13 protein-coding genes are annotated in these 16,328 nt (G+C 44.6%); 9 read left to right on the top strand and 4 right to left on the bottom strand.

The genetic code is table 11. The features are described 5' to 3' along the window. The first annotated feature begins 112 nt into the window (after positions 1-112). Both EDD70_RS08545 and EDD70_RS08540 read left to right on the top strand, forming a co-directional pair. Entirely contained in the window at positions 113-760 is a 648-nt protein-coding gene (locus tag EDD70_RS08545; RefSeq protein ID WP_092751053.1) for an RDD family protein, read from the top strand. Between the two features lie 168 nt (positions 761-928). Next, complete coding sequence (locus EDD70_RS08540; protein ID WP_162840761.1) at positions 929-2,212, top strand: transglutaminase-like domain-containing protein; 1,284 nt, start codon at positions 929-931, stop codon at positions 2,210-2,212. Positions 2,213-2,286: 74 nt separating this feature from the next. Here EDD70_RS08540 and xdh read toward each other — a convergent pair whose 3' ends face one another. After that, complete coding sequence (gene xdh / locus EDD70_RS08535) at positions 2,287-4,845, bottom strand: selenium-dependent xanthine dehydrogenase (protein ID WP_092751057.1); 2,559 nt, start codon at positions 4,843-4,845, stop codon at positions 2,287-2,289. A 370-nt stretch (positions 4,846-5,215) separates the two neighbouring features. Between xdh and dpaL the strand changes: the two genes are divergently transcribed. The 4 genes from dpaL to arcC all read left to right on the top strand — a co-directional run bounded on the left by dpaL (position 5,216) and on the right by arcC (position 10,024). Beyond that, positions 5,216-6,436, top strand: coding sequence for a diaminopropionate ammonia-lyase (gene dpaL / locus EDD70_RS08530; RefSeq protein WP_092751059.1), 1,221 nt, complete (start codon positions 5,216-5,218; stop codon positions 6,434-6,436). A gap of 74 nt (positions 6,437-6,510) precedes the next feature. Further along, a complete protein-coding gene (locus tag EDD70_RS08525) occupies positions 6,511-7,707 on the top strand; it encodes a YgeY family selenium metabolism-linked hydrolase (RefSeq protein WP_092751061.1) in 1,197 nt (398 codons plus the stop codon). A 62-nt stretch (positions 7,708-7,769) separates the two neighbouring features. Beyond that, the gene (gene ygeW / locus EDD70_RS08520; RefSeq protein ID WP_092751063.1) at positions 7,770-8,966 is read left to right on the top strand and encodes a knotted carbamoyltransferase YgeW; all 1,197 of its coding nucleotides are present in this window, start codon (positions 7,770-7,772) and stop codon (positions 8,964-8,966) included. Between the two features lie 128 nt (positions 8,967-9,094). Then, complete coding sequence (arcC, locus tag EDD70_RS08515) at positions 9,095-10,024, top strand: carbamate kinase (RefSeq protein WP_092751065.1); 930 nt, start codon at positions 9,095-9,097, stop codon at positions 10,022-10,024. Positions 10,025-10,168: 144 nt separating this feature from the next. Here arcC and EDD70_RS15350 read toward each other — a convergent pair whose 3' ends face one another. Genes EDD70_RS15350 through yedE form a run of 3 tightly spaced genes read right to left on the bottom strand, consistent with a single transcriptional unit; the run spans position 10,169 to position 11,689 of the window. Continuing rightward, positions 10,169-10,408: a putative Se/S carrier protein gene (locus tag EDD70_RS15350; protein WP_092751067.1), complete on the bottom strand. Its 240-nt coding sequence runs from the start codon at positions 10,406-10,408 to the stop codon at positions 10,169-10,171. Between the two features lie 5 nt (positions 10,409-10,413). Then, complete coding sequence (locus EDD70_RS08505; protein ID WP_092751069.1) at positions 10,414-10,623, bottom strand: sulfurtransferase TusA family protein; 210 nt, start codon at positions 10,621-10,623, stop codon at positions 10,414-10,416. Next, entirely contained in the window at positions 10,607-11,689 is a 1,083-nt protein-coding gene (gene yedE, locus EDD70_RS08500) for a YedE family putative selenium transporter (RefSeq protein WP_092751071.1), read from the bottom strand. The genes EDD70_RS08505 and yedE overlap by 17 nt, the downstream gene beginning before the upstream one ends. Positions 11,690-11,873: 184 nt before the next feature. On the opposite strand from yedE, the gene EDD70_RS08495 reads away from it, so the two are divergent. The 3 genes from EDD70_RS08495 to selB are packed head-to-tail and all read left to right on the top strand — an operon-like array spanning position 11,874 to position 16,317. After that, entirely contained in the window at positions 11,874-13,031 is a 1,158-nt protein-coding gene (locus EDD70_RS08495; protein ID WP_092751073.1) for an aminotransferase class V-fold PLP-dependent enzyme, read from the top strand. A gap of 20 nt (positions 13,032-13,051) precedes the next feature. Next, positions 13,052-14,434 carry an L-seryl-tRNA(Sec) selenium transferase gene (selA, locus tag EDD70_RS08490; protein ID WP_092751075.1) on the top strand — a complete coding sequence of 461 codons (1,383 nt, stop codon included), beginning with the start codon at positions 13,052-13,054 and terminating at the stop codon, positions 14,432-14,434. Then, complete coding sequence (gene selB / locus EDD70_RS08485; RefSeq protein ID WP_092751077.1) at positions 14,431-16,317, top strand: selenocysteine-specific translation elongation factor; 1,887 nt, start codon at positions 14,431-14,433, stop codon at positions 16,315-16,317. Before selA ends, selB begins: the two co-directional genes overlap by 4 nt. Positions 16,318-16,328 lie beyond the last annotated feature (11 nt).

Genomic DNA, 16,328 nt, shown 5'->3' with positions numbered 1-16,328 from the left:
AAGGACGGGATGATTCCCGTCTTTTTCGTTTTGCTGTGCAGATTGTTTTGTAAATGATATTATGGTAAAATTATATAAAATATGTATATTATAACAAGAAGGAGGATGTGATTTGAGTAAGGCAGAATTCTTGACTGAATTAGAAAACGCTTTGGAAGATAAATTGCCGAAAACAGATTTGGATGAGGTGCTGTCGAATTACAGCAGCTTTTTTGATGAGAAAACAGCAAGGGGGCGAACAGAAGAATCTGCTTCTCAGCAACTGGGTTCTCCGGCAAAAATTGCAAGAAATATAATAGATGCAAGAAATTTGGCTGAAACCGTAGGCTTAGCGAGCATGTCTCGCCGGCTTGGCGCATTTATGGTGGATACTTTTGTGTCTGCTATTGCAATTTTGCTTGCGGTATTGCCAAGTAAACTTTTAGGCAGCGGCACCATACAAGGCGGTATTTTAATTTTATTACTCCCATTAATATTGCTTTTGGGAGTTAGCAATATTTTAACTGCTATTTTGCTTTGGGCAGGCAATGGCTATACACCGGGCAAATGGCTGCTCAAAATTAGGGTTGTGAGGCTTGATAGTAAAAAGCTTACGTTTTGGGATGCTATTTTGAGAGAATTTTTAATTAAAGGCAGTGGCAACGTGATTTCGAATGGTATTTTAAATATGGGTTCTTTTATTTGGGGATGCGCTACGAGTCGACATAAAACCGTACAGGATTTGGCAGCGCAAACAAAAGTAATCAAGGTTGCAAGGTGAAAATTCGATATATAGAGATTTTCAAGCGAAGAAGAATCATCAAAGAGGTTTTCAACTTATCCAGTAATTTGAAAAAATATTTAAAAAAAGTTTCTAAATAGATGCAATATTTTTACAATGTTATGGTACTATATAAGAAATATTGAAATGGATATGAGGACCACTACAATGAGAACGACAACAAAACTTTTGACTATAGTATTACTGCTTGCAGCTGCAATTGCGTTTTCTGCTTTTACTTTTGCAACACCATATCAGCGAAACCATATACTGCAAACAAGCGTTGAAGATTTGTCATCTGAAGAAGAGGATATGCTGAAAAACATCAACGGTACATGGAAGGGTTCTTTTTATGTAGTGGTGGGGGAGAAAAAGTATATAAACGACAAAGTGACTATGAATTTTGTAACCAAAGGTGATAATCCAAGATTGTATCTTACGGTGGAATCTTGTGATGCGAATTACTTGTTGCCCAATAAATGGTATTTTGAGGATGACAAAATTGTTTATACCTTTAATGATAGCCCTTGGACGGCAATTGTGAGCCTAAGCTTTGAAAACAATAAAACCTTGGTTGGTGAATACGAACAGTATGGCAAAAAACGCGAGATACGTTTTGTCAGAACTTCATCATCGCCCATAGATTTTGAAGGGCAGCCTCAATTTATGTTTGAGGATGTTCCTGCAGCCGAGTGGCTGAATAAGCTAAAAGAATACCCCAACTATACAAAAACTGCTGTAAACATACCATATACCTATGAGCTTGGCAAAAGAGATAAACTTAAAAGCATACTAAAAACAAATGCTTTAGACAAATTAGTGAATACAAAAAAGAATGATGCAGATAAAATGCAGGTTTTATTAAATTGGGTATCAACACAATTTAGGCATAACGGAGAATCGGGTATGCCTGAAAAGCAGGACGCTTTATCCATTATGCAATACAGTAAAAAAATGAATGGGGTAGAGTGCAGGGGATTGTCAATTATTCTTTCTGAAATGCTGCGTGCTTATGGCATTCCCGCAAAATCGGTTAAGTGCGCCCCACCCGATGCAAATACTGTATATTGCCATGTGGTAGTGCATGCTTACTCCAAAGAGTTAAAACAATGGATTATGCTGGACCCAACATACAACCTTGTTTTAAAAAATGAACAGAATGTTTATATCAGTTTGCCTATGTTGCGTGAAAGCTTGATAAACGGTACCAAACTCATACCCAATGAGGGAGCAGGGCGCAACGGTAGGCCATTTTATATGGATTTTTACCGCGCGTATATGACAAAAAACTGTTTTCATTTTTCCAATGCAGTCGATTCTTTTTCAGGGGCGGAAGGTGCTGCAGCAAATCGCGTTATTACACTAATCCCCTCAGGTTATCCAACTACCTATGCATATTACAGAAATGAACAGCCCACTTACTCTGCCGAGGAGTTTTGGAAGCTGCCCTAATATCTATTGAAATAAGCTGACGAAAAAGAGCGCGTGACCTTTTTATTGGTCTCGCGCTCTTTGTTATGTTCTGCTTATTTCTTTTTTCTGGAGTAGGGGGTGTCTTCCATCGGCAGTTTTGTTCTAAACTTGCCGTCCAAGTTGTAGTAAGCAAGCTGAACTGCGGGTGGAGTGGGAATAGAGCAGATTTCACCGATACCTTTTGCGCCGTATGCCAAGTCACTGTGGCTCTTCTCAATGATCATCGACTCAATTTCAGGTACTTGCGTCGATTTCATTAAGCCAAGTGTACCGTATTTCGCGGTGGGAACACCGTCTTTCAGCGGAAAATCTTCGGTTAAAGCGTATCCAAGGCTCATAACAACGCCACCTTCAATTTGCCCTTCAACGCTGATGGGGTTAACCGCTTTGCCAACATCATGTGCTGCAATTACCTTTAAAAGCTTGCCGCTTTCATCCAAATCTACCACGTGAGTTGCATAACCGTAAGCAATATGGCTGACGGGGTTTGGCTTGTCACTGCCCATTTTATCGGTTACACCGAGGTATTCGCCTATAAACTCTCTGCCGTTCAGGCTTTCGAGCGAATTACTGCCCAGTGCTTCTTTCAGTGCCATAGCAGCGCGGTGGGTTGCCTCGCCGGTAAACAGTGTCTGACGGGATGCAGTTGTATTGCCTGCATTGGGTGCTTCTTTTGTGTCGGGCGCATCATAAATTACTTGTTCGGGGGAGAGACTAAGAGTTGTGCAAACCATTTGTGTAACAACGGTACCCATACCCTGCCCAATGCAAGCTGCACTGCTGTGGATATGCACCTTTCCATCTTTGACGGTTAGTCGGCAGCGTCCGGTATCGGGGATGCCGACGCCAAGCCCGCTGTTCTTCATTGCACAAGCAATACCTGCTTTGGGGTGAGCATCCATGTATGGTTTTACAGCCTCCAAAGTTTCTACCAATGCGGTAGATTCATCTGCGATTTGTCCGTTAGGCAATACCTCACCTGGACGAATTGCGTTACGATAGCGTATTTCCCAAGGGGATATGCCTACTTTTTCAGCCAACAGGTTGAGGTTGCACTCTGTTGCAAAGCAACTTTGTGTTACACCAAAGCCGCGGAATGCGCCTGCAGGCGGGTTATTGGTATACCAAGCCTGCCCGTGGATATCAATTACTTGATAATTGTATGGACCTGCCGCATGCGTACAAGCTCTTTGCAAAACAGGGCCGCCGAGTGACGCATAAGCACCTGTATCGGCAAGCAATGTTGCCTTCATCGCTGTGAGGTAACCGTTTTCGTCACATGCAGTGGTAAACTCCATCTCCATCGGGTGGCGTTTGGGGTGTATCATAATACTTTCTTTCCGCGTAAAAGAAACTTTAACGGGGCGTTGAGATTTGTATGCGAGAACAGCAGCATGATGCTGAACACTCATATCTTCTTTGCCGCCAAAACCACCGCCTACCATTTTTGCAATGACGCGTACTTTATCTTCGGGCAATCCAAGTGCTTCGCTGCACTCTTTGCGTGTCTGATAAATACCCTGGTCACCTGAGTAAATAAGCACACCGTCACCTTCTGGCATTGCAACTGCAGTTTCGGGTTCAAGAAACGCATGGTCGGTAAAAGGTGTGCTGTAACGCATTGTTACAGAGTGTTTCGAATTTTTTATTGTTTCGTCGGCGTCGCCGCGCACCAAATGTTCGTCGGCAAGCAGGTTACCGGTTTCGTGAATCAACGGCGCACCCTCTGCTATCGAATCCTGAACAGACAGAACGGGTTTCAGCTCTTCAAAATCAATTTTAACAAGCTTTTTGGCTTCTTCCAAAATTTCCTTGCTTTCTGCCGCAATCAGCACAATTGCATCGCCGATAAAATGAGTTTCTTTACCCTCGGCAATCAACACATCATAATCTTTTTTCAAATGCCCAATTTTATGGTTGCCGGGCAAATCGGCAGCGGTAAGCACAGTAACAACACCGGGCAATGCTTTTGCTTCGGTGACATCAATATGTTTTACAAGGGCGCGGGGATAGCTGCTGCGTACTGCACTTCCATACAGCATGCCGTCTATATGGATATCATCGGCATATTCTGCTGTACCAAGTGCTTTAGCGGTGGCATCCACACGGTGCAGGTTTTCGCCAATTACACCGCAAAATTCTTGTTTTGGTACAGCGGTGTTCTCGCGGAACAGTTTAGCAGAAAGCAAAATTGCCTCTTCTATTTTTTTATAACCGGTGCAACGGCAAATGTTATTTTTAATCGCTTCTTTTACATCCATAGGCGATGGATTTGGGTTTGTGTCAATCAAGCCTTTGGCACTGATGACCATACCCGGTGTACAAAATCCACATTGTACGGCACCAACATGCGTAAATGCATAACCGTAAACATCTTTTTCACGAGAGGATAGCCCCTCTACGGTAACAATGCTTTTACCTGCTGCGCGTGCTGTGGTTAAAATACAGGCTTTTGTCGCCTTGCCATCTACCAAAACCATACATGTTCCGCATGCACCTTCAGAGCATCCGTTTTTTACAGAAGTGAGATGAAGCGTTTCTCTTAAATATGTAATCAGCTTTTCATCCTTCTGTGCAAAAGTTGTCTTTCCGTTAACCACGAATTCAAACATTACTGCACCTCGTTTCCCCAATATTTAATGTAGCCCGTGCACGAAGCACTCGTTTTTATAACGACGCTAAAACCCCTAAAAATATTTTAGGTTCGGTACAATTTAATCGAAGTATGACTTTACTGCACTTTGTACACAATTAAAAAACATTAAAAGAGTTATAGTGTTACTATTAGATAGTTTATCATCTAAAAATGAAAAAAGCAAGCTATAAAACAGCAACTTTATGGTAAAAATAAAATATTTTTGAGCAAATCTAAAAATTTTTTAGAAAATCTATTGATTTATTCTATTTCTGTGCTATGATGGAGACATAAAGCAACACTACGCAATGAAAATTGCCGCTATAAAATTAGGAGGGGTTTGTCGAATGGATAAGATCAAATGGGTAGAAAACAAAATGCCTAAAACCGATGACGCGAAGCTAAAAGTTATGGCGCTGTCTGAGGTAGAAAAAGCAAGAGCATTCCATAAAAGCTTTCCGCAATATACAACCACACCTTTGGCACATTTAAAGAATATGGCAGGGGTGCTTGGTGTTAAAGAGTTTTTTGTTAAAGATGAATCTTATCGTTTTGGTTTAAATGCATTCAAAGTATTGGGCGGTTCTTTTGCCATGGCTCGTTACATAGCCCAGCAGCTTGGCAAAGACGTTTCTGAAGTTGATTATAATTACTTAACCTCCGATAAACTCCGCGAAGAGTTTGGTCAGGCAACTTTCTTTACCGCTACCGACGGCAACCACGGCAGAGGCGTTGCTTGGGCGGCAAACAAACTTGGTCAAAAATCGGTTGTACTTATGCCCAAAGGCTCTACCAAAACCCGTTTTGACAATATTGCAAAAGAGGGTGCAAAGGTTAGCATCGAAGAAGTTAACTACGACGAATGTGTTCGAATGGCAAATTCAATGGCGCAAAAAACCGAGCACGGCGTTATGGTGCAAGACACTGCATGGGACGGCTACGAAGAAATCCCCGCTTGGATTATGCAAGGCTATGGCACCATGGCAATGGAGGCTTACGAACAGCTGAAAGCAGCCGGTGTGGACAGACCCACTCACATTTTTGTGCAAGCAGGTGTAGGCTCGTTGGCAGGTGCGGTGCAGGGCTTCTTTGCCAATATGTACCCCGATAACTGCCCCACCACTGTGATTATGGAAGCTGAAATTGCAGCTTGTCTCTACAAATCTGCTGCTGAGCAAGATGGTAAAATCCGTTTTGCAGAGGGTGATTTGCAAACGATTATGGCAGGTTTGGCATGTGGTGAGCCAAACACAATTTCTTGGGATATTCTTAAAAATCACAGCAGTTTCTTTGTATCCTGCCCCGATTGGGTAGCTGCAAAAGGTATGAGAATGCTTGGGGCACCCATGAAAGGTGACCCGCAGGTGGTCTCGGGCGAATCAGGTGCAGTTGGTATGGGCCTGATTGCTACTCTGATGGAGAGCGATGAGTATAAAGACCTTCGTGAAGCGCTGAAGCTTGACGAAAACTCTAAAATTTTGATGTTCTCCACCGAGGGAGACACCGACCCTGATAGTTACCGCGGCATTGTTTGGAACGGTGCTCATCCAACCTACTGCAACAAATAAGCTACCACGGCAAAGGCATATTTTTCAGTAAATAAATCTGCGATAAACAAAAATTTGAAAAGGAGACTACAATCATGGATTTTAACAAAATCAAAGAAGCAGCTCAGGGTTACGAAGCTGCAATGACAAAATTCCTGCGTGATCTCGTTGCTATCCCCGGCGAAAGCTGCGAAGAGGAGGGCGTCATCAAAAGAATTGAAAAAGAGATGAAAGACCTCAACTTTGATAAAGTTGTAATCGACCCGATGGGTAATATTCTGGGTTATATGGGCACAGGTAAAACCCTCATCGGCTACGATGCTCATATCGATACCGTTGGTATCGGCAACAAAGCAAACTGGACATTTGACCCCTATGAAGGTTTCGAAACAGAAACCGAAATCGGCGGACGCGGAACCTCCGACCAGTTGGGCGGTATTGTTTCCGGCGTATACGGCGCAAAAATCATGAAAGATCTTGGTCTTCTCAGCGATAAATACACTGTTGTTGTAACAGGCACTGTACAGGAAGAAGACTGCGACGGACTTTGCTGGCAGTACATCATCAACGAAGACAAAGTGAAACCGGAATTCGTTGTGATTACCGAGCCAACAGACGGCAACATTTACCGTGGCCAGCGCGGACGTATGGAAATCCGTATTGATGTAAAAGGTGTATCCTGCCACGGTTCTGCACCCGAGCGCGGCGATAATGCTATCTACAAAATGGCAGATATCCTGCAAGAAGTTCGCGAGCTGAATAATAACCTCCACTACGATCCGTTCTTGGGTAAAGGTACCGTTACCACTTCTCAGATTTTCTACACATCTCCCTCTCGCTGCGCTGTTGCAGACTCTTGTGCAGTTTCTCTTGACCGCCGCCTCACCGATGGTGAAACCTACGAGATGGCTTTGGAAGAAGTACGTAACCTGCCTTCTTGCAAGAAATACGGTGCAGAAGTTAGCATGTACACCTACGAGCGTCCGTCTTGGACCGGGCTTGTTTACCCCACCGACTGCTACTTCCCAACTTGGGTTATTCCCGAAGATCATGCTGCTACAAAAGCAATGGTTGAGGCTTACAAAGGCATGTACGGTGAGCCTAAGGTAGATAAATGGACTTTCTCTACCAACGGTGTTTCCATTATGGGCCGTTATGGCATCCCTTGCATCGGCTTTGGCCCCGGTAAAGAGGCTCAGGCACATGCTCCCAACGAGAAAACATGGAAAGAAGATTTGGTTCGTTGCGCTGCTGTTTATGCCGCAATGCCTTCAATCTACTGCAATAAATAAGTACAGTTACGTTTACAGCCCGCAGGTAATGCGGTTAAATAAAATTATAAAGGAGATACACAATGAGCGGACTTAACAAATATATCGAAACTCTTAATAAACTTGATTTCTCTAAAATGTATCAAAACGATTTCTTCCTGACTTGGGAGAAAACCGACGACGAACTGAAAGCTGTTTTCACCGTAGCAGACGCTCTGCGCCATCTGCGTGAACAGAACGTTTCTACCAAAATTTTTGACAGCGGTTTGGGTATTTCCATTTTCCGCGACAACTCTACCAGAACACGTTTCAGCTTTGCATCTGCTTGCAACCTGCTGGGTCTTGAAGTACAAGATTTGGATGAGGGTAAATCTCAGATAGCACATGGTGAAACCGTTCGTGAAACTGCTAACATGGTTTCCTTTATGGCAGACGTCGTCGGTATCCGTGATGATATGTACATCGGCAAAGGCAATGCTTACATGCACGAAGTTTCTGAAGCAGTACAAGAAGGTAATAAAGAAGGCGTTCTCGAGCAGAGACCAACTCTTGTGAACTTACAGTGCGATATTGACCATCCCACACAGGCAATGGCAGACGCTTTGGCTCTGGTTCACCATTTTGGCGGCATTGAGAATATGAAGGGCAAAAAGATTGCTATGACTTGGGCATATTCTCCTTCTTACGGCAAACCTCTGTCTGTTCCTCAGGGCATCATCGGCTTGATGACTCGTTTCGGCATGGATGTTGTCCTTGCACATCCCGAGGGCTACGAAGTAATGCCTGAGGTTGAAGAAGTTGCTAAGAAAAACGCAGCTGCTTCCGGCGGTAGCTTTAAGAAAGTAAATAGCATGGCAGAAGCATTTAAAGATGCTGACGTTGTTTACCCCAAGAGCTGGGCACCGTTTGCTGCAATGGAGAAGCGTACCAACCTTTACGGCGAAAACGATTTTGACGGTATCAAAGTTCTTGAGAAAGAGCTGCTTGCTCAAAATGCCAACCACAAAGATTGGGAGTGCACCGAAGAGCTGATGAAAACCACAAAAGACGGCAAAGCACTTTACATGCACTGCCTGCCTGCCGATATTACAGGCGTTAGCTGCAAAGAGGGCGAAGTTGCTGCATCGGTATTCGATCGCTACCGCACACCTTTGTACAAAGAGGCTTCCTACAAACCTTACATCATTGCTGCTATGATCTTCTTGGCCAAAGTAAAAGATCCTCAGAAGACACTTGCTGCTCTTGAGGCTCGTGGCTTAGAGCGTTGGATGCAGAAATAATCCTGCTTGCATGAACCATTAACAATTCTTATGGCTCACCTGCATGAACCCTAATTCTGTGTAGGTGAGCCATTTTATTTCTATTAATTGTGAAATTTGCCAATTATAAACCGAAAGAGGTAAAATTTATGGGCAAAAAGATAGTCATCGCACTCGGCGGCAACGCACTCGGTAATAATCTCCCCGAGCAGATGATTGCTGTCAAAGAAACCTCCAAAGCCATCGCAGATCTTATCGAAGAGGGCCATCAGGTTGTTATTTCTCATGGCAACGGCCCGCAGGTAGGTATGATCCAAAATGCAATGGCAGAATTCAGCCGTGTACACAACCAGCCCCTTGCGCCACTTTCTGTTTGCGTTGCAATGAGCCAAGGCTACATTGGTTACGACCTGCAGAATGCACTGCGCGAAGAATTACTCAACCGCGGCATTAAAAAAGCGGTTTCTACCGTGTTAACACAAGTTGCGGTAGATCCCGAGGACAAAGCTTTTGAAAACCCCACAAAGCCAATCGGTGCATTTATGACCAAAGAAGAGGCCGATAAATTAGTTTCTGAAAAAGGCTGCAAAGTAATTGAAGATGCAGGCCGCGGCTACCGCCGTGTTGTTGCGTCTCCAAAACCGCAGGAAATCGTAGAGCTTGATATTATCAAGGCACTGATCGACGCAGGTCAGATTGTCATTGCGGGCGGCGGCGGCGGTATCCCCGTTATTAAACAGGGCAACCACCTCAAAGGTGTCCCTGCGGTAATCGATAAAGACTTTGCAAGTGCTAAGCTTGCAGAGCAGATTGATGCCGATTACCTTATCATTCTCACAGCGGTTGAAAAGGTCGCTATTAACTTTGGCAAACCCGAACAAAAATGGTTGTCTGAAATTACACCTGATGAGGCGAGAAAATATATGGAAGAAGGGCATTTTGCGCCTGGCTCCATGTTGCCTAAGGTACAGGCTGCGGTACAATTTGCAGAGAGTAAAGCAAACCGCACTGCTTTAATTACATTGCTTGAAAAGGCAAAAAACGGCATTGCAGGTAAAACCGGTACCGTCATCAAATAACTTATTTATATGCCATACTTCTATCTCCGATAAACCATAGATACCAAGCCAAAAAGCCATCCGATATTGACCTTCGGATGGCTTTTTGGTATTCAGATATTTAATGTGTTGCTGAAATGTGCATATGAATTCTTACCTACGAAACTAACGATTGTCCCATACTAGTTGATAGTGGTCTTCTGATACAGATACGATTTGCTCAATGCCCTCATGCTTGTAATTTAATGGACTAGCATCTGAGGTGAATTTTACGCAAGTGCCGCAAGAGGATGACAGCCTGCGTGGCACGGGCATTGGCTTTGCATCCAACCCATTTTTGTGCAGTGTCTTTGCAAAACTGATTGCATCAAAGTGGGTAAAAAAAGTTGCAATATAGGTTATCATAGCTTTTATTTCACAATGCTCAGATGATATTCGTCATCTATTTGTGCAACCGTAACTTTATAGCCTGCATTTTCTGCATAGCGGGTAGTGTTCTCCACAGCGGTACGGTTATCTACCAAAAGTTCGCAGCTATTGGGTTTGGCATCCAGTACCTTTTTCAGCATAATAACCGGCTGTGGGCAAGAAAGCCCGCGTGCATCAATTGTGTTGTTCATATACCTTCTCCTTAACTTTCTTTGCATTTTTTATATTGCAAACGGCGATAATTACCATAATGATAAGCCCTGTTATAACAGCAATCTTCCCGTTTAAAGTAGGGCCTTTGCCCGAAGATGCAAGACCAAAATTATGTACAAATGCTGCGCCAACAAATAAACCAAGCACAGTGATTGCAGAATCGGAGTTGCCCTCGCCTGCAAGTACCAGTTGGCGCATGGGGCAACCGCCTAAAAGTACAGAGCCAAAGCCAACAGCAAGCATACCAAGAAAATTCCAAAGTCCGTCGGTGTGGGCTACGGGCTGGTTAGCAAAACCGGGGTGAAACAACCCAAATATTAAATTGCAAACCAAGGCTCCTGCAAAAATTGCTGCAAAACCCGCAAGCAAGGTCCAGTCTTTAAACAGCATTACATCGCGGATACCGCCTACCATGCAAAGCCTTGTACGCTGTGCAATAACACCTACAATCAAACCTGCTGCCAGGGATACTAAAATAGGGGCATGTTTTGAACCGGGCCCCTCGGTGCTGAACAGAATAAACGCAGGTGCTGCGAGCAGCAAAGTAAGCATCACAAGTTGAATTACCGGCAGAGCTGCACCCTCTAAGGCGGGCAGGGTATAAGTGCGTTTTAGGCTGTATCCGTTCTTTAAAAATGCAACGCCAATGCCAATTCCAACAGTAAAGCCAAGTAAACCCAACACAGCATTCCAGTCTCCGCCCGCCAAACGAAGAATCATTCTAAACGGGCAACCGAGGAACATCAGTGCACCAACCATTACAAAAAAGCCCAGTACAAAACGTGTAACGGGGGAAGAACCGCCGCGCGGTGAAAACTCTTTTTTGCATACTGCTAAAAGAAATGCGCCTAAAACCAAACCGATGATCTCGGGGCGTATGTACTGCACAATTTCCGCTCTGTGCATACCAACTGCACCTGCTGTATCACGAATAAAACAAGCAATGCAAAACCCCATATTGGCAGGGTTGCCCATCAACACCAACACCACCGAGATGACGCCGATGATCAACCCGGCAACTACTATTTTTATCTTTCCTTTCAAGAAAACAACCGCCCTTTCGTGTTAAAATCACTGATAGATTAGTATTACTAATAATCATTATAGCATATAAATTCCAAATTTAGGCATTGCAATTTTATATAATTTGTGCATATCTATAGAATTTATCTATAGATATAGCGGTTTTTTAGAAAAAATAGTATCATAGCTTTATGAGGTGATAAAGATGGCTGAAAACTGCAAAGTCTATCTGGATAATGCCAGTACAACCTACCCCAAAGCTCCCGGAGTTGCACAGCGTGTTTGTGAGTTTATTGAGCATGTTGGTTGCAATGTCAACCGCGGTGAATATGAAGATGCTTACAGTACGGCGGAGGTCGTACTTGATACGCGTGAGCGTTTATGTACTTTGTTCGGTTTTAACGAGCCGCGCAATGTCATCTTTACACAAAACGTAACAGTTGCTCTGAATATGGTTTTAAAAGGCTGCTTTAAAGCAGGTGATCACCTGTTAATATCTGCAATGGAGCATAACGCAGTCATGCGTCCTCTGACACAGCTTACCGAAAACGGTGTTACATTTGACCGTATACCATGTAACCGCGACGGTGAACTGATGGTAGATGAAATGGAATCGATGCTGCGCCCCAATACAAGAGCCGTTGTAATGACGCATGCTTCCAATGTTTGCGGTACCTTGATGCCTATTGAATGGGTGGGTGCATTTTGTCGCGAGCATGGATTAAAGTTTATTGTAGATTGTGCACAAACAGGAGGCACCTTTCCAATTAATATGCAGGCGATGCACCTAGATGCATTGTGCTTTACCGGCCACAAAGGGCTGCTTGCACCGCAGGGGATAGGGGGCTTTCTTATTACTGATTCTTTTGCAAAAGAGCTCACCCCTTTATTTTCGGGTGGAACCGGCAGTTTTTCTAACCTTGAAACCTTGCCGCTGCTGTTGCCGGACCGTTTTGAAGCAGGTACTCCGAACCTCCCCGGTATTTATGGGCTGAACACCTCTCTCAATTATCTCGAAAAATACGGTATTGACCGGATCCGAGAGCAGGAGCAGTCACTTACACAACGTATGATGGAAAGCCTTACCGAAAAGAAGTTGCGCTTGGTGGGGGTAGACGACGCAACAAAAAAATCGGCGATTGTGTCGCTTGATTTTCTTGGCAAAGATAATGCGGAGGTTGCATACCGCCTTGATAGTGAGTATGGTATTATGACGCGCTGCGGGCTGCACTGTGCCCCCAATTCACATAAAACTCTGGGTACTTTCCCGCAGGGGACAGTGCGCTTTTCCATCAGCCATTTTAACACCATTACTGAAATTGATTATGTGGTTAAGTGTATACATAAAATTCTTGCAGAATAAGACGAAAGGAGCGTTGCTTGATGCCATCCAACCCGCTTTTGCGCCAAATTCCAAAAGTGGACGAACTTTTGCGTCAGCCTGCGCTTTTACAGCAGCAATATCATCATTCAGTTCTTTTGCAGGCGGTTCGCGCCGAACTGGATAGCCTACGAGCCAAGCTTATCGCAGGCGAGTGCAACGAAGTGCCGTCAACAGAATGCCTTAGTAACGCGGTGTTGGCAAGGGCAAATTGCTTGAGCACGATGAGCCTGCGGCGTGTCATCAATGCAACGGGTATTGTTCTGCACACCAACCTTGGGCGAGCTCCGCTGAGTAAATCGGCGTTGCAGGCAGTGTATGACGCTGCTTCGGGGTATTCCACGTTAGAATACGATGCGGAAAAGGGCGCACGAGGCAATCGAGGAGAGCACATAGAACCTCTGCTCTGCGAGCTTACAGGGGCACAAGCAGCAATGGCGGTAAACAACAACGCGGCGGCTATTTTGCTAACACTTTCCACCCTTGCGAACAATAGGGAAATTATTGTTTCACGCGGAGAATTGGTAGAAATCGGCGATAGCTTTCGTGTCCCCGATATTATGGAGCAGAGCGGCGGGCGCTTGGTTGAAGTGGGCGCAACCAACAAAACCCATCTGCGCGACTACGTAAATGCAATAACCGACCAAACAGCGGTATTTTTAAAAGTGCATACCAGCAACTATAAAATTATCGGATTTTCGGGTGATGTGCCGCTCACTGAGCTTGCAAAGCTGGGCAAACAACGCAATATCCCCGTTGTATATGACCTTGGAAGCGGTGCTTTGCTTGATGAACATGCATACCCTATTTCGATTGAGCCAACTGTGCCGCAGGCTCTGCGTGACGGTGCAGATATAGTAACCTTTAGCGGTGATAAGCTGCTTGGTGGTCCACAGGCTGGTATTATTGTAGGCTCTGCGGAATGTATCAACCGAATGAAACGCAGCCCTCTAGCACGAGCATTGAGGCTTGATAAATTATCGCTCGCAGCACTTGAGGCAACACTGCATTTGTATCGTGACCCTGTACAGGCATGCAAAGAAATCCCCGCTTTGCGTATGCTTTTCGCAGACATTGCCACTCTAACTGAAAAAGCACAGTTGCTATGCCAAAAGATTTTAGATAACTGCCCTGGGTATACAGTAGAGGTGGTTCGGCAACAGCGGCAGGCGGGTGGCGGTAGTTTACCTGCACAGGTATTTCCAACTGCGGCGGTTGCAATTGCACCTTATAAAATAACCGTTACACAGCTGGAACAGAAATTGCGTGCTTTTGAAACACCTATCATTGCACGCATCAGCGAAAACCGCTTGTTGCTCGATGTTTCCACCATAGATGAGCATGAGTTCGATTTGGTGGCACAGGGGGTAGCAAACGCACTATGAAACATATCATTATCGGAACAGCAGGCCACATCGACCACGGTAAAACCTGCCTGATTCGTGCACTTACCGGTATGGATACCGACCGCCTTGCAGAGGAAAAACGCCGCGGAATTACCATTGACCTTGGTTTTGCTCATATGGCGCTGCCCAATGGGGTGCAGGCAGGCATTATCGACGTACCGGGGCACGAACGCTTTATCAAAAATATGCTTGCTGGTGCAGGATGTATCGACCTTGTCTTGATGGTAGTTGCTGCCGACGAAGGCGTTATGCCTCAAACCGCAGAGCACCTTGAAATATTATCTCTGCTCGGCATCAAACGAGGTATCGTTGTAATAACTAAAACAGACCTTGTCGATGCGGAGGGGCTTGCCCTTGCAAAGCAGGATATTGCAGAGCGTTTTGCAAACAGCTTTCTTGCAGATGCACCGGTATATGCGGTTTCTTGTAAGACTGGTGTAGGTATTGACGCTTTGTGTACGGCAATAGCAACCATTTCTGCAAGTATCCCTTACCAAAATGACGCGCAGTCCTTTCGGCTCCCTATCGACCGTGTGTTTACCGTAGACGGCTTTGGTACGGTAGTAACCGGTGTTGTAGCCGAAGGTTCTGTTACGGTTGGCGATAGCATCAGCATTTACCCAAGCGGAGAGGCTGCAAAGATACGCGGGCTGCAAAGCTATGGTAAAAATGTTGAAAAAGTGGCGGCGGGGCAGCGTGCGGCGGTAAATCTCACCGGAATAAACAAACAAAAGCTAAAGCGCGGAGATGTACTTGCCTATTCAGGCTCATTGAGTGCAACATACTATTTGGATGTAAAGCTTATTGGTTTGCCGAATATAGAAAAACCAATTGTCAACAATCAGCGCGTTCATCTTTTTATTGGCACTTCGGCTGTATTGTGTCGTATAGTTTTGTTTGGTACAAACGAACTGCAAGCAGGCAAAAGCGCTTACGCACAACTTCGCTTAGAAAGCCCTGTAGCAGTTAGAAACGGGGACCGATTTGTGGTTCGTTTTTACTCTCCTTTGTGTACTATCGGCGGCGGGACAGTACTGAATGCAAACCCAGTGCGCCATAAGCGCAGTGATATTACGGTACTAAATGCGATTCGTATAGCAGATACAGGCACACTCCGCGAGCAAATTTTACAGTTGATGAGAACATCATCTGTTTTGTATATGCAAGAACAAATACACTCTAAAATGCCTAAAATACCAAAAGAGCGGCTTCAAGAAGAATTGCAAGCGTTAATTGACAAAGGCGACGTAATAAAAACCGATTCACAACTGTTTGTATTATTAGAGTATTTACAACTGATAGCACAAAAAGCACAGACACTTCTTTCCGATTATCATAATCGCAACCCTCTAGAGGAAGGAATGCCAAAACAGGAGTTTAAAGTTGCGCTGTTTGGGCAGAACCCTGCACCTGCAGCGGATGAAATATTACATTTACTGAATAAACGTGGGGTTATTTCCGTTCTATCCCATATGGTTGCCCTGCCAACTTTTTGCTGTGAGCGCACCTCGCTTTATGTTACGTTAAAAGAAAAGGTGATGTTTTTTTACAATAAACAAGGCTTTGTACCTGCACCGCCCGAATCAATAGCATCTGATGACCGAACTCTGCTTCGTGTTGCCCTTTTGTTGATGCATAGCGGTGCACTTATCAAATTACCATCGGGATGCTGTATTGGTGCAGAATATTACAATTCGGCGGTACAAAAACTGAAACAGTATCTATTGAAAAACAGCAACATTACCCTCGCACAATACCGTGATTTACTGGGTATTTCTCGTAAGCCTGCACAGCAGTTGCTCGAGTACTTTGATGCTGTTGGCATCACAAATAAAACAGGGGATGTACGCACGTTGAAATAAAAACAGGGAAG

The sequence above is a fragment of the Hydrogenoanaerobacterium saccharovorans genome (assembly GCF_003814745.1).
Lineage (GTDB): Bacteria > Bacillota > Clostridia > Oscillospirales > Ruminococcaceae > Hydrogenoanaerobacterium > Hydrogenoanaerobacterium saccharovorans.
This window is presented reverse-complemented; position numbering and strand designations above follow the sequence as displayed.